Below are 15,139 nucleotides of genomic sequence, written 5' to 3'. Positions count from 1 at the left end.
GATCCTTTCCCGACTTTCGAAGGTTTCCGGAAGCATTCCCGCCGGAAAGGACAGGGATGAGAATATCCCGGGTTGGGACGTGGTGGATAAGTTGGCGTGATTTTTGTTTGATGGGTGGATGGCAGAGCCATTGTGCGTGGTTCGACAAGCTCACCATGAGGGAGGTGGAGGGCTGCGGAGCGTTACATCCTGCAACGTTTGTGATTGGCATTGCAACCAAATCACTTCCCTCATGGTGAGCTTGTCGAACCACGCACCGTGCTTCTGTCATCTCTGCAAACCAACAGCGCCCTATCGCCAATAAATCAGTTGTTCAGCGCGCGCAGGCGGGTCGTGTTGAGCAGGCCCTGTTCCTCCAGCACCGGATAGGCCATGGCGGCCAGCAGCGAGTTGATCTGCTTCAGATCGCGGATGGTATCGAGGTGGATCGAGCTGGTCTCCAGGCTGCGCAGCGTCCCTTCGCGCAGGCGGCTGAAGTGGCGCTGGCTGCTCTGCTTTTCCAGATCGCGCAGAAGATCCTTTTCCAGCACCAGCTGGTGCGCCATTTCGCTGTCGCGCGACACCAGAACGTTGAACGCCATGCGCGCATTGGTCAGGACCTTTGCGTGGAAGTTGCTGAGTTCCAGCCAGCCCTCATCGGTGAATTTCAGCTTGCGGTCCATCTTCTTCTGCACGAGCGCGAGCATGTTGCGCACGATGATGTCGCCGACCTGTTCGAGCTTGACGCAGGCGCCCAGCAGTTCCTGGGCGCGGCTGACTTCCTGCGGCGACAGGGCGCGCGTGGTCAGCTTGGCCAGGTAAAGCTTGATCGCGGCATGCTTGCGGTCGACCTTGTCATCGAGGCCCGACAATTCGTCGATGCGCGCCTGCTCGGGATTCTCGTAGAGCCCGATGATCCGCTGCAGCATGATTTCCACGGTTTCGCAGACGCGTACGGTCTCGCGGGTGGCATTGGCAAGGGCAAGGCTCGGTGCATCGAGCACACTTTCATCCAGCGCGCTGAGCTCCGCCTGTTCCAGCGACGGGGCTTGCGGCGCCGGGGCATTGAGCGCGACGATGGCCTTGGTGGCCTTCAGAACAAGGCCCGACAGCGGCACGCCGGCGAGCAGGATGATAATGTTGAAAAGGATATGCGCATGGATGATCTGGTCGGCCGGCGCCGCACCGAGGAAGGCCACCGACGGCTTGAAGGTGAGGTAGGCGATGAGGATCACCAGCGAACCGGCGCCGCGCATCAACAGGTTGCCCATCGGCACGATCCGGGCCTGCGGCGCGGCATTGCGCGTCAGCAGCGGTGCGATGAAGGACGAGCCGAGATTGACGCCGAACACCATGACGACGCCGAGTTCCGGATCGATCAGCCCGCGCGAGGCAAAGGTGACCAGCAGCAGGATGGCGGCGATGCTGGAATGGAACAGCCAGGTCATCAGCGCCGCCAGCATGAAGGCGGTGACCGGGTCGGTGCTCAGATAGCTGACGATGACAGGCAGGAGGTCGCTGTTGCGCAGCGGCTCGGTGGCCTGGCCGGTCATCTCGAGCGACAGCACGAGAAGGCCGATGCCGACGAGAATGCGGCCGATCTGGCGCCAGTCGCCGCGCTCGGTCGACATGAAGATGACGGTGCCGGCGAGCAGGCACAGAGGCACCAGCAGGGTCAGGTCGAAACTCAGGATCAGCACGACGAGCGCCGAGCCGACCTCGGCACCGCGCACCGCCATCAGCCCGGAAATGCCGCTGACAATGCCGGACCCGACGAAGGAGCCGACGAGCAGGCTGACGGCCGTCGAACTCTGCAGGGCGATGGAAAGCATCGTACCCCAGAGGACGGCAAGGACGGGATTGTGCAGCACGCCGCGCAGGCTTTGGCGCATGCGCTCGCCATAGGCGCGCTCGACACCGGTGCGAACCATGCGCGTGGCCCACAGCAGAAGGGCCACCGCACCTGCGAGATGCAATAAAACTGTCGAACCGTTCACTTGAGCCAATCCTAACGAGGTGGAAAAATGCGGTATACAACCAGACCAATTCTAGTTGCCAATTATTAAGATAACATATCAATCCAAAAGGGGAAAAAATATGTTCCGGCTAAGAAAAATTATGTCGTTTTTGACAAAGTGTAACAGTTTTATGACAGTCTTTGGCTATGCCGATAATGGTGAGCCGGCTTTTTAATATCCGATCTGATAATTAAATCAAAAAGATAGGATGAGCGGGGGATGACCGGCTTGCAGACCTTTCACCGCCCCCCGATATGATGCAATATGGAACCGGTTCTGCAGATAGCTGTTGAAACCGTGGAAAATGGAGGCATTCAGGGCGTGAGCCCCCGAATCGCCGGATGAAGTGAACGAAGAGCAGCATGCGATTTCCGCCATCCTTTCTCGATGAGATCAGGGAGCGTGTACCGATTTCCAGTGTGATCGGCACGCGGGTGTCGTTCGACCGGAAAAAAACCAACGCGCCGAAGGGTGATTTCTGGGCGTGCTGCCCGTTCCATGGCGAGAAATCGCCGAGTTTCCATTGCGAGGACCGCAAGGGCCGCTACCACTGCTTCGGCTGCGGGGTGACGGGCGATCATTTCAAGTTTCTCACCGAGCTTGAGGGCCTGAGCTTTCCCGAGGCGGTGCAGCGCGTGGCAGATATGGCCGGTATTCCCATGCCGGCGCGCGATGCCGAGATGGAAATGCGCGAGGCCAAGCGCGCCACGCTTTATGACGTCATGGACATGGCGACGAAATTCTTCGAAGAGCAGTTGCAGTCGGCGGCGGGCGCCAAGGCTCGAGCCTACCTGCGCGATCGCGGCCTGTCGGCAACCACCCAGCATGCCTACCGGCTGGGTTATTCGCCGGAGAGCCGCAATGCGCTGAAGGAGCATCTGGCGCTGAAAGGCGCGACACGCGAGCAGATCGAGGCCTGCGGCCTCGTGGTCTATGGCGACGACAAGCCGGTGTCCTATGACCGCTTCCGCGACCGCATCATGTTCCCGATCGAGGATCTGCGCGGGCGGGTCATCGCTTTCGGCGGCCGAGCGCTCACACCCAATGCCCCGGCCAAATATCTCAATTCCAACGAGACCGAGCTGTTTCAAAAGGGCAAGGTGCTGTTCAACGCCCTGCGTGCCCGGCGGGCCGCGCAGCCGCAGGCGGGGCAGGCCGCCAAGGCCGTTATCGCGGTCGAAGGCTATATGGATGTGATTGCGCTGGCGCAGGCGGGCTTTGGCCAGGCGGTCGCGCCGCTCGGCACGGCGCTGACGGAAGACCAGCTCGATCTGCTCTGGCGCATGTCGCCGGAACCGGTGCTGTGTTTCGACGGCGATCAGGCCGGGATCAAGGCGGCCTACCGCGCCATTGATCTCGCCATGCCGGCGCTGAAGCCGGGGCGGTCGCTGCGCTTTGCCGTGCTGCCGGAAGGCAAGGACCCGGACGATCTGGTCAAGGCATCAGGCCCGCAGGCGTTTCAGGCGGTGCTGGACGATGCCCGGCCACTCGCCGACATGCTGTGGACGCGCGAGACCAGCGGCGGGGTTTTCGACACGCCGGAACGGCGTGCCGAACTGGAATCCCGGCTCAAGCAGATGACGGCGCTGATTGCCGACGAGAATGTGCGCCGCCACTATGCGCAGGATGTGCGCGACCGCATCCAGCAGTTCTTCGGCTCGAACCAGCGCAGCAACAACAACCGGCGCGACGGCGACCAGCGCGGCAACGGCCAGAATGGCTATGGCAACCAGAACGGCTATGGACAGCGGGGCAGGGGTGCGGCCTCGGGGCGGCTCGCCGTTTCCGACAGTCTTGCCCGCTCGGTGCTGGTCAAGACCACCTCGGCGGCGCCGCCCCTGCGCGAGACCGCCATCCTGATGACCCTGTTCAACCATCCCCGGCTGATCGAAGAGGATTTCGAAACGGTGGTGCGGCTGGAATTCAGCCACCCGGACCTGAAGCGCTTTCATTCCGCCATGCTCAATGCACTGGCCGAGCACCACGTGGTGGACGGGCTGGAAATGCGCAAGGCCATGGCCGAGGCCGGGCACGGCACGTTGATCGAGGCGCTCGAGGCGCTCGTGCGGCGCGCCCGCATGTGGACGGCGACGGCGGAAGCGGCGGAAGAGGATGCGCTGGAAGCATTGCGGCAGGCCGTTCACTTGCATCAGCGCGCAAGCACACTACATAAAGAGCTGAAAGTAGCTGAAACCGCGTTGGCGACGGAAACGACCGACGAAAACCTCAACCGGCTGCTCGATATTCAGAACGACATCCGCAACGCCCAGGCGACGGAAGCACTGATCGAGGGCTTTGGAATCCCCTCCGGACGGTCCGGAAAGGGTTTTTGACGAAATTGATTCGCTTTTTTGCCGCGAATCAGTTGAGTCGGGGTTGACGTGGGTCAATAATGACGGAATCAGATTGCGCGGAATTGAAAATATTGGGTTGATGTTTGTAGGTTTGGCTGAAAAACCGGCAAATACGGCAAATATACAATGTGCTCGCCATCGGAATAACAAGGTTAATCCGGCATTAACGGGATTTCGGCTAGTCGATCATTTATTACCTTGACGCTGCAGGGGAACCGGTGCGCCACCGCACTCGTTAGTTCCCATGCATGAACAAAGCGAAACGTCGCTTGGAGACATAGAATATGGCAACGAAAGCAAAGGAAAACGAAGAAGTAGAAGTCGAGCGCGAAGGCGCGCCGGACGGACCGCTTCTCGACCTTTCCGATGACGCTGTCAAGAAGATGATCAAGCTCGCCAAAAAGCGCGGCTATGTGACGATGGACGAGCTCAATGCCGTTCTGCCGTCCGAAGAGGTCACTTCCGAACAGATCGAAGACACGATGGCCATGCTCAGTGACATGGGTATCAACGTTGTCGAAGATGACGAGCAGGATGCGGACGCCGAAGAAGCTGACAACAGCGACGACGAGAGCGATGCCCGCGAGCTTGCCGACGCAACCGGCACCGCCGTTGCACCGACCACGACCAAGAAAGAGCCGACCGACCGCACAGACGACCCCGTGCGCATGTATCTGCGCGAGATGGGCACTGTCGAGCTTCTGTCGCGCGAAGGCGAAATCGCCATCGCCAAGCGCATCGAGGCCGGGCGCGAGACGATGATTTCCGGGCTGTGCGAAAGCCCGCTGACCTTCCAGGCCATCATCATCTGGCGCGATGCCTTGAACGACTCGCAGATTCTGCTGCGCGAAATCATCGACCTTGAAACCACCTATGCGGGCCCTGAGGCCAAGCAGGCTCCGGTGATCGAGCGCGTCGAGGAAGAAAAGCCGGCCGCCGGCAATGACCGTTCGCGCAGCCGCCGCGACGACGACGACATTACCAATGTCGGCGGCGATACGCCCGTTGAAGACGATGATGACGAGGATGATGAAGCCAATCTGTCGCTCGCCGCGATGGAAGCCGAGCTGCGTCCGCAGGTCATGGAAACGCTCGACGTCATCGCCGACACCTACAAGAAGCTGCGCAAGCTGCAGGACCAGCAGGTGGAAAACCGCCTCGCTGCCTCCGGTTCGCTGTCGCCAAGCCAGGAACGCCGCTACAAGGAACTGAAGGATCAGCTGATCAAGGCGGTGAAGTCGCTGTCGCTGAACCAGAACCGTATCGAAGCGCTGGTTGCCCAGCTCTACGACATCAACAAGCGTCTGGTGCAGAACGAAGGTCGTCTCCTGCGTCTTGCCGAATCCTATGGCGTGCGCCGCGAGGACTTCCTCAAGGAATATCAGGGCAACGAGCTTGATCCGAACTGGCTGAAGGCCGTTTCCAACCTCACCACGCGGGGCTGGAAAGAGTTCACCAAGAACGAAAAAGACACGATCAAGAACCTGCGCACGGAAATCCAGAACATGGCGCAGGAAACTGCGATCTCGATTTCGGAATTCCGCCGCATCGTCAACCAGGTGCAGAAGGGCGAGCGCGAAGCGGCTCTTGCCAAGAAGGAAATGGTCGAGGCCAATTTGCGTCTCGTGATTTCCATCGCCAAGAAGTACACCAACCGCGGCCTGCAGTTCCTCGATCTCATTCAGGAAGGCAATATCGGCCTGATGAAGGCGGTCGACAAGTTCGAGTACCGCCGTGGTTACAAGTTCTCGACCTACGCGACCTGGTGGATTCGTCAGGCGATCACCCGTTCGATCGCCGATCAGGCGCGCACCATCCGCATTCCGGTGCACATGATCGAAACGATCAACAAGATCGTCCGGACATCGCGCCAGATGCTGCATGAAATCGGCCGTGAACCGACGCCGGAAGAACTGGCGGAAAAGCTGGCCATGCCGCTGGAAAAAGTGCGCAAGGTGCTGAAGATCGCCAAGGAACCGATTTCGCTGGAAACACCGGTCGGTGACGAAGAGGATTCACATCTCGGCGATTTCATCGAGGACAAGAATGCGCTTCTGCCGATCGATGCGGCCATCCAGGCCAATCTGCGCGACACGACGACCCGGGTTCTCGCTTCACTGACGCCGCGTGAGGAACGCGTGCTGCGCATGCGCTTCGGCATCGGCATGAACACCGACCACACGCTTGAGGAAGTCGGCCAGCAGTTCTCGGTGACGCGCGAGCGTATCCGCCAGATCGAAGCCAAGGCGTTGCGCAAGCTCAAGCATCCGAGCCGCTCGCGCAAGCTGCGCAGCTTCCTCGACAGTTAAGCTACGGGCAAATGTGCTAGAAATGCAAACGGGATGGGTGAAAACCCATCCCGTTTTGCTTTGCGGGACCAGCCATCGCCGGAAGGGCGCGGGCCGGAAAAGAAAAAGCCCGGAAAATCCGGGCTCTTTGTTTCATTCGGTTCAGATGGACGGCTCGTTCGATTTCTTCGCGCCTTTGTCCTTGGCCATGATCTTGTCGATATAGGCAAGGAACAGCGCGGAGAAGACGAAGGCGAGGTGGATCACCGTGAACCATGTCAGCTGTTCGGTCGTATATTTCGTCAGGTTGAGGAACACCTGCAGAAGATGGATCGACGAGATGGCGACGATGGTCGATGCCACCTTGATCTTGAGCGAACCGGCATCGATCGTGCCGAGCCAGTGCACGTCATCGGCCTGGTCAAAGCGGCTGACGAAGTTTTCATAGCCGGAGATGATGACCATCACCACGAGGCTGGCGACCAGCGCCGCATCGATCAATCCCAGCATTTTCAGGATCGTTTCGGTTTCGTCGAGGCTCGTCACCTTCATGACGAAATCCAGCAGCTTTCCGGCAAAGGAAAAGGCATAGATGGCAAGCGCAACGGCAAGCCCAAGGTAGAAAACAACAAGCAGCCAGCGCGACGCCAGGATGATGTTTTCGATGAATATTTCGATGCGTTTCATAAACAACAGGGTCCGATTGATCTCATGCATCAGATAGCGATGCGGCCGGCGAACTCAAGACAAAACCACCGGCCATCACAAAAAACCCGGACCGAAGTCCGGGTTTTCGCATGACGGCCTGCGGATCAGGCTATTTGCTGGCCAGCGGCTGCACCAGCGGGGTGATGCGGCGGATGGCGACGCGGCGGTTCTGCTGTTCGGGACCGTCGGTCTTGATCTTCAGGTAGCGTTCGCCGTAGCCCTGCGTCGCCATGTTTTCCGGCGGGATGCCGAAGACATTGGTCAGCGCCTGGGCAACCGATTCAGCCCGCTTGTCCGACAGCACGAGGTTGGCCTGATCGGAACCGACGGCGTCCGTATGGCCTTCGATGAGGAAGGTTTCCGCCGGGTTCTTCTTGAGGATCTCGGCCATCGCCTTGGCAACGCTGTCGAGATGCGGGATCTGGTCTTCGGTGATATCGGCCGAACCGAACTTGAAGGTGATGGTGTCCAGATCGATGCGGCGGACCTTGTCGCGGATACGGGCCGAGCGCTTGACCTCGTCGACCGAATAGATGCGTTCGACGCGTTCCACCGGCGGGCGGGAGAAGAAGTCATAGACATCGGCTTCCGGCACCTGATCGGCATCGAGGATGTAGTCGGCAATCGGGATATCGAGCACCAGCGGCGGCAGGTCAAGGCCGGGATCACGCCACTGATAGCGTTCCTCGCGGTCGTAATCCGGCGTGTAGCTCAGCAGAACCTCACGCCCGTCTGGCATGACGCGCGACCGCTGGATCACATCGCCATAGCGGTTGCGGATCGTGACGACCTGGACGCCATTGTCGCGCACGATGGTTTCGCGGGTGCGGTTGCGCGGCAGGTTCTCATAATAGACATCCTGCGCATCGCGCGACATGCGCGGACGATCGGAGCTTTCCACGAAGATGTTGTTGTTGACTTCGACGATCGTGCGATTGTCGATTTGCTTGATCACCTGCACGTCGGCCGGGCGCTCCTCGCGCGGCGCCTGCTTGACGCGGGTGCCTTCCTCGGTGCGGATGGGCTCGATCCTGACCGGGACAAGCGCCTTCTGCACGTCCGCATCGTTCTTCGGCGGCGGTGCGGGCGGCGTGGCCGGGGCCTGAACGGCGGGCTGCTGGACAACCGGCGTTGCACCGGCCGGCTTGCCGGCGGCCTGGCCGCCCGTGCCCTTGGCCGGCGGTGCGGGTTTCTGGCTGTCGAGCACCGGCGCGGCATTTTCCGGCAGCGGCGATGGTTCCTTCGATGCGGGTTTTCCAGCCTCGACAGGGGTTGCGGGCTTTTCGCCTGCTGCGGGTTCGGTGACCGGCGCGGGTTTTTCGGCGGCGGGTTTTGCAGCCGCAGGTTGTTCGGCAGCCGGCTTCTGGGCTTCGACGGGTTTGGCCGGCTTTTCGCCTGCTGCCGGTTCAGTGACCGGCGCGGGTTTTTCAGCGGCGGGTTTTGCAGGTGCAGGCTGTTCGGCAGCCGGCTTCTGGGCTTCGACGGGTTTGGCCGGCTTTTCGGCCGCTGCGGGTTCAGTGACCGGCGCGGGTTTTTCAGCGGCGGGTTTTGCAGGCGCAGGCTGTTCGGCAGCCGGCTTCTGGGCTTCGACGGGCTTGGCCGGCTTTTCGGCCGCTGCGGGTTCAGTGACCGGCGCAGGCTTTTCAGCGGCGGGTTGTTCCGGTGCTGGCTTCTGCGGCTTGGGCTGTGCCGGTTTTTCGGCGGGCTGTTCGGCGGCCGGGGCTTCCTTGGCGGCCTTGTCGGCTGCCTTCTGGGCGGCGTCGGCCTTCTTGCGCGTCTCGTCTTCTGCCGCCTTCTTGGCCTGTTCAGCCTCTTGCGCAGCAGCAGCCTTGGCAGCCTGCGCATCCGCAGCGGCCTTTTGCTTGGCCTCTGCTTCCACGGCTTTCTGCTGTTCGGCGGCTTTCTGTGCCTCGGCCTGGGTGGCGCGCTTGGCCTGTTCGGCTTCCTGGGCGGCGGCCTTTTCGGCGGCCTTGGCAGCCTGTGCCTCCTCTGCCGCTTTCTGCTTGGCCTGGGCTTCTACGGCCTTCTGCTGCTCGGCCGCCTTCTGCGCTTCTTCCTGGGCGGCACGCTTGGCCTCCTGGGCGCGTTCGGCTGCCTGTGCTTCGGCGGCGTGCGCTGCCTCGTCGGCGCGCTTCTTGGCCTGTTCTTCCGCCTGCTGCTGGGCGTGGGCGGCGGCAGCAGCCTCCTTTTCAGCGCGTTGCTTTGCCTCTTCGGCGCGGGCGGCGGCTTCGTGCTCCGCTGCCTTTTGCGCTTCTTCCTGCTGCTTTTTCGCCAGCTCGGCAGCCGGATCGGCTGCGGCTTGCGCCATCAGCAGCGGTGCTTCATTGGTGTTGGAGGAGATGTAGGGGCGAGGGAGAGGCGACTGCTCCGCCATCGCCGAGGGCGAGGAGAACAGAATTGCTGTCGAAGCAAAAAAGAGCGCTGTACGTTTCATTGTCATCCCTGTCTTGCGTTTCCTTCCTTGGAAACACGTCAAATGTTTGTGACCGGAGGTTGTGCCAGCTTTGTGGCAGCCGATTGTCCATCGCGGTCTTCTCACCAGATTCCTTGAGCCTCACACCGGTACATGTGTGATCCTGCCTGAATCCGATTACAGCAAGATTGCACGGGTGCGCCTGTATCCGATGTGAAGGCACCGTTCATCTTGCGTTCATGCAAAACTCTGGACGCGGCGTTGCGGTCGATGTATTGCAACGCATGCCCAAGGAACCATTCTGGAAAACCAAGACGCTCGACGAGCTGAACCGCTCGGAGTGGGAGAGCCTGTGTGACGGGTGCGGCCGCTGCTGCCTGCACAAGCTCGAGGACGAAGACACGGAAGAAATCTATTTTACCACGGTGGCCTGCACCCTGCTCGATGCGGGGACCTGCCAGTGTTCGGATTATGTGCACCGCAAGAAGAAAGTTCCCGATTGCGTCTTCCTGACCCCGGAAATCGTGCGTGAGGTGGACTGGCTGCCCGATACCTGCGGCTATCGTCTGATCGACGAGGGAAAAGACCTGTACTGGTGGCATCCGCTGGTTTCGGGCAGCGCGGACACCGTGCACGAGGCGGGTATTTCGGTGCGCGGCAAGATCACCGCCTATGATCATGACCTGAAAACGGACGAAGATTATTTCGACCATATGATGATGGCGGAATCGCCGTCTTCGGAAAATTAATCCTACTGAACGGGAGATGAACGGCGCGTTGAAGCTTTGTTCAGGTGAATAGTGGAACAAACGGTCACCTTCCGGACTTTCCCGTCCGGAGCAACAACCAACAAAGGAGAAACGCCCATGTCCCGCATGTCCATCAAGATGCTCGCTGTGACCGCCGCTCTCGGGCTCGGTTCGGTGTTCGGCGTGAGTGCCGCCTCGGCAGCGCCGGTGGCATCGTCCATGGCTGACGCCGCCGGTCCGGTGTCCAATGTCGTCAAGGTCGATCATCGCTACGGTCACCGCTATCATGGCGGCTATCGTCCCGTCCGCGCCTGCAGCGTCAACCAGGCCCTGAACAAGGCAAGCCGCATGGGTATCCGCAACCCGCGCGCGGTTGTGAACCGCAATGCGGTCCGCGTCACCGGCTGGCGCTATGGTCATCGCTCGGCGGTTGTCTTTGCCCGCGCACCGGGCTGCCCGATCATCCGCTGAATTCATCCGCACACGTAATGCACGCGTAGGGCGAAAGTTGTATCTTTCGCCCTATTGCGCCCATAATCGGCTGCGACGCAGCTGTGTCACTTCATCTTGGGGAGATCATCCATGACACCAAAATTTCTAGCCGTGGCTTTTGCCGCAACCGCAATGATGGCCGTTCCGTTCGCTGCCATGGCAGATGAGACACCGCGCCCGCGCATTACGGTGACCGGGGAAGGCGAAGCCACTGCCGCGCCTGACATGGCTATCGTTTCACTCGTCGTGCTGCAGGAAAAGCCGACCGCACGGGAAGCTTTGACCGCCAACAACGAGACCATGGCCAAGGTTCTCGACGCGATGAAGAAGGCCGGAATCGCCGAGCGCGACCTGCAGACATCCGGTTTCAATATCGATCCGCGCTATGTCTATCCGGACAACAAGCAGGGCCAGCCGCCGCAGGCACCGAAGATCGTCGGCTATGCCGTCTCCAATTCGCTGTCCGTGCGGGTGCGTGACCTGAAGAAGGTCGGCGAGATTCTCGATCAGTCCGTCACATTGGGCGTCAACCAGGGCGGCAACCTGACATTCACCAATGACAAGCCGGAGGCAATCGTCGAGGAAGCGCGCAAGAAGGCCGTGGCCAATGCCATTGCCAAGGCGAAAACCCTGACGGCTGCGGCGGGCGTTGAAGTCGGCAAGGTCATCGAGATCAGCGAACAGACGTTCCAGCCGCGCCCCTATGGCGGTGCACCGCGCGCCAAGATGATGGCGGCCGAAGCATCCGATTCGGTCCCGGTGGCTGCCGGCGAGAACAGCTACAATGTCACGGTCAATGTGACGTTCGAGCTGAAGAACTAGAATTGGCTTGAAACCAAGCGAAAAGGGTGCCCCACGGCACCCTTTTTGTTTTTACGTGCACGCTGCCGGTCAATCGTTGGCGGCGCGCATCCAATAGGAAATATCCTTCCAGTCGGCGAAGACGGCGCTGGCGCCCTTGTCGAGCAGGGTCTGGGCGTGGGCCGTGTAGGTGTGGCCGCCGCCGGTATAGCCGATGGCCGTCATGCCCGCCGCCACGGCGCCTTCGACACCATAGGGCGAATCCTCGATGACAACGCAGGCCGATGGTTCGTGGCCCATCTCGCTCGCCGCATGCAGGAACAGGTCCGGGGCGGGCTTGCCGCGCTTGACCATGGACGAGCTGTAGATCGCGTCGCCAAAATATCCGGCAAGGTTCGTGGTTTTCAGGCTGAAGTGAATGCGCTCCAGCGACGATGACGAGGCAACGCAGCGGGGCGTTTCCAAGTCCGCGAGCAGGGCGGCGATGCCGGCGGTCGGCTGCAGGAACTGGCTGAAGACCTGTTTTGTCTCGGGCCACAGCCCGGCTTCACCCGCGTCGGACAGGTGAAAGCCGGTCAGCTCGCCGATTCGCCGGATGATATCGGCCTGCTTCATGCCGACGCACTGGGCAATGGTGCCTGCGGGCAGGTCCATTCCATGGCTGGCATAGACGTTGTGATAGGCCAGTTCCGCCAGCGGCTCGCTGTCCACAAGCACGCCATCGCAATCAAAAACTATCAGATCGAACCTGTTTTGCGGCATTTCCATCTCTCTTCAAAGCCTGCGTTCCATGGGTCGACGCAGTAGTTACGGGATCATCGTTATCATCCTTATAATGCACATAGGTCTTGACTAAAATACAAATGTTCAATATTCGATTGGCAGGATAAGAATGGTTTCCGGCATCGCATCGGAAGCCTTTTGAGGAGCATTTTGGTATGGCGAGCAATGTGGCATTGACGGGATTGGCGCGGGACATGCAGGCGCGGGCGGATGCGGGTCGTCCGATCCGCATCGGGCTGATCGGCTCGGGCGAGATGGGCACGGACATCGTCACGCGGGTGGCGCATATGCCCGGCGTCGAGATCGGCGCGATTTCCGAACTGAACCTGCCCAATGCGCTGAAAGCCGTCGATATCGCCTACCAGGAGCCCGGCCATGCCAAGGAAGTGACCACCGCCTCGGCCCTGACCGCGGCGATGGAGGGCGGCAAGATCGCCGTCACCGACAATGCCGACCTCATCCTCGAAAATGGCCTGATCGACGTGGTGATCGATGCGACGGGCGTTCCGGCGGTCGGGGCCGAGATCGGCCTCAGAGCCATGGAGCACGGCAAGCACCTCGTCATGATGAATGTCGAGGCGGATGTGACCATCGGGGCGTATCTGAAAAGCGAGGCGGACCGCCTTGGCGTCACCTATTCGCTGGGCGCCGGCGACGAGCCGTCCTCCTGCATGGAGCTGATCGAGTTCGTCTCGGCCATGGGCCATCCGATCGTTGCCGCCGGCAAGGGCAAGAACAACCCGCTCAACATCGACGCCATTCCCGACGATTACCAGGAAGAGGCGGCACGCCGCCACATGAATGTGCGCATGCTGGTGGAATTCGTCGACGGCTCGAAGACCATGGTGGAAATGGCGGCGATCGCCAATGCGACGGGGCTTGTCCCCGACAAGGCCGGCATGCACGGCCCCGCCGCCACGCTGGACCAGCTCAACAAGACGCTGATTCCGCAGAGGGATGGCGGGCTGTTGTCGCGCGTCGGCGTCGTCGACTATTCCATCGGCAAGGGCGTGGCGCCGGGTGTGTTCGTGGTCGCCGACATGTCGCATCCGCGCATTTCGGAGCGGATGGAGGATCTGAAGATGGGCAAGGGCCCGTATTTCACCTTCCACCGGCCCTATCACCTGACCTCGCTGGAAGTGCCGCTGACCTGCGCGCGCGTCGTGCTCTACGGCAAGGCCGACATGGTGCCTCTGGCGAAACCGGTGGCGGAAGTCTGCGCGGTGGCGAAGAAGGACCTGAAGGTCGGCGACACGCTCGATGCGATCGGCGAATATTGCTACCGCGCCTGGATCATGACGGCGCCGGAGGCGCGTGCCGCCGGAGCCATTCCCTGCGGCCTGTTGCAGGGCGGCACGGTGACGGCGCCCATCGCCAAGGGTGCACTCATCACCAGCGCCAATGCCGCCCCCATCCCCGGCTCGAAGATCGTCGAACTGCGGAAGCGGCAGGACAAGCTCGTCTATGGCGCGTGACGTCCGGCAACCAGAATTCAGGGCAAACAGCTAAGGAGTGCCAAGCATGGCTCCCGCCACAAACGCCAAACTCAAGGATGATGGCAGCAATCTTCCTTTCGCGTTCCGGCACTATTCTCCGGAGCAGCTGAAGGAAGCCCTGCGCAAGATGTATCTCATCCGCCGCTTCGAAGAGGGCGCGGAAGAATCCTACACGCGCGGGCTCATCCACGGCACGATGCACCTGTCCATCGGCCAGGAAGCCAGCGCCGTCGGCATATCCATGCCGCTGCACGACAATGACATGATCACCTCGACCCATCGCGGTCACGGCCATTGCATCGCCAAGGGCGCGGAAGTGTCAAAAATGTTTGCCGAGTTCTTCGGCAAGGAAACCGGCTATTGCAAGGGCCGCGGCGGCTCCATGCACATCGCCGACGTGTCCAAGGGCAATCTCGGTGCGAATGGCATCGTCGGCGGCGGCATACCGATTGCCGTGGGTGCCGCGCTTTCCGCCAAGAAACAGAAGAACGGCAAGGTCGTCATTTCCTATTTCGGTGACGGCGCCAACAATGAAGGCGCCTTTCACGAGGCGCTGAATATTGCCGCGATCTGGAAACTGCCGGTGGTTTTCGTCTGCGAGAACAATGGCTACGGCATGTCCACCTCGACCAAGCGGTCGACGGCGGTGCCGAACGTGGCGGATCGCGCCGCCGGCTACAACATGCCGGGCGTGATCGTTGACGGCAACAATCTGTCGGATGTCGCCGAGGCTTCCAACGAGGCTGTCGAGCGGGCGCGGCGCGGCGAGGGCCCGACGCTGATCGAGTGCAAGACCTATCGCCATCGCGGCCATTCCAAGAGCGATCGCAACCGCTACCGCACCAAGGAAGAGATCGAGGACTGGATTGCCAACCGTGATCCCATCGACCTGTTCGAGACCCAGCTGAAGGAGTTCGGCTTCGTCACCGATGGGGATATCGACGCCATCCGCGCGGATGTGGAGAAGGAGATCGCCGAGGCGATCGAATTTGCCAGGAACAGCCCATCTCCCGATCTGAACAATCTCACGCGCGACGTTTACACGGACTGAAAGACTT

Annotated in this window: 11 protein-coding genes; 7 read left to right on the top strand and 4 right to left on the bottom strand. The window is 60.9% G+C overall.

Features of this window, described 5'->3' with window-relative positions; translation table 11 throughout:
• Positions 1-305 precede the first annotated feature (305 nt).
• Entirely contained in the window at positions 306-1,976 is a 1,671-nt protein-coding gene (locus ACIQWS_RS12340; protein ID WP_288193545.1) for a Na/Pi cotransporter family protein, read from the bottom strand.
• 383 nt (positions 1,977-2,359) lie between these two features.
• Between ACIQWS_RS12340 and dnaG the strand changes: the two genes are divergently transcribed.
• Both dnaG and rpoD read left to right on the top strand, forming a co-directional pair.
• A complete protein-coding gene (gene dnaG / locus ACIQWS_RS12335) occupies positions 2,360-4,330 on the top strand; it encodes a DNA primase (RefSeq protein WP_403177299.1) in 1,971 nt (656 codons plus the stop codon).
• Positions 4,331-4,635: 305 nt separating this feature from the next.
• Positions 4,636-6,660, top strand: a complete 2,025-nt coding sequence (rpoD, locus tag ACIQWS_RS12330) for an RNA polymerase sigma factor RpoD (protein ID WP_105732097.1) — start codon at positions 4,636-4,638, stop codon at positions 6,658-6,660.
• Between the two features lie 141 nt (positions 6,661-6,801).
• Here rpoD and ACIQWS_RS12325 read toward each other — a convergent pair whose 3' ends face one another.
• Positions 6,802-7,326: a TIGR00645 family protein gene (locus tag ACIQWS_RS12325; RefSeq protein ID WP_403177294.1), complete on the bottom strand. Its 525-nt coding sequence runs from the start codon at positions 7,324-7,326 to the stop codon at positions 6,802-6,804.
• A gap of 130 nt (positions 7,327-7,456) precedes the next feature.
• Positions 7,457-9,781 (bottom strand): OmpA family protein, encoded by a 2,325-nt coding sequence (locus ACIQWS_RS12320; RefSeq protein WP_403177289.1) that lies wholly within the window; start codon positions 9,779-9,781, stop codon positions 7,457-7,459.
• Positions 9,782-10,044: 263 nt separating this feature from the next.
• Between ACIQWS_RS12320 and ACIQWS_RS12315 the strand changes: the two genes are divergently transcribed.
• The 3 genes from ACIQWS_RS12315 to ACIQWS_RS12305 all read left to right on the top strand — a co-directional run bounded on the left by ACIQWS_RS12315 (position 10,045) and on the right by ACIQWS_RS12305 (position 11,823).
• Positions 10,045-10,509 (top strand): YcgN family cysteine cluster protein, encoded by a 465-nt coding sequence (locus ACIQWS_RS12315; protein WP_346306723.1) that lies wholly within the window; start codon positions 10,045-10,047, stop codon positions 10,507-10,509.
• Positions 10,510-10,626: 117 nt separating this feature from the next.
• A complete protein-coding gene (locus ACIQWS_RS12310) occupies positions 10,627-10,980 on the top strand; it encodes an antifreeze protein (protein WP_346306722.1) in 354 nt (117 codons plus the stop codon).
• A 111-nt stretch (positions 10,981-11,091) separates the two neighbouring features.
• Entirely contained in the window at positions 11,092-11,823 is a 732-nt protein-coding gene (locus tag ACIQWS_RS12305) for an SIMPL domain-containing protein (RefSeq protein ID WP_403177279.1), read from the top strand.
• A gap of 69 nt (positions 11,824-11,892) precedes the next feature.
• On the opposite strand, the gene ACIQWS_RS12300 is transcribed toward ACIQWS_RS12305, so the two are convergent.
• Positions 11,893-12,564 (bottom strand): HAD family hydrolase, encoded by a 672-nt coding sequence (locus ACIQWS_RS12300; protein WP_403177276.1) that lies wholly within the window; start codon positions 12,562-12,564, stop codon positions 11,893-11,895.
• Positions 12,565-12,740: 176 nt separating this feature from the next.
• On the opposite strand from ACIQWS_RS12300, the gene ACIQWS_RS12295 reads away from it, so the two are divergent.
• Both ACIQWS_RS12295 and pdhA read left to right on the top strand, forming a co-directional pair.
• Positions 12,741-14,060: an NAD(P)H-dependent oxidoreductase gene (locus ACIQWS_RS12295; RefSeq protein WP_403177274.1), complete on the top strand. Its 1,320-nt coding sequence runs from the start codon at positions 12,741-12,743 to the stop codon at positions 14,058-14,060.
• 46 nt (positions 14,061-14,106) lie between these two features.
• A complete protein-coding gene (pdhA, locus tag ACIQWS_RS12290) occupies positions 14,107-15,132 on the top strand; it encodes a pyruvate dehydrogenase (acetyl-transferring) E1 component subunit alpha (protein WP_403177270.1) in 1,026 nt (341 codons plus the stop codon).
• The last annotated feature ends 7 nt before the right edge of the window (positions 15,133-15,139 follow it).

This window comes from Phyllobacterium sp. NPDC097923 (assembly GCF_044760925.1).
Classification (GTDB): Bacteria; Pseudomonadota; Alphaproteobacteria; order Rhizobiales; family Rhizobiaceae; genus Phyllobacterium; species Phyllobacterium calauticae.
The sequence above is the reverse complement of the archived record's forward strand: the minus strand, read 5'-3'. Positions and strand labels throughout refer to the sequence as shown.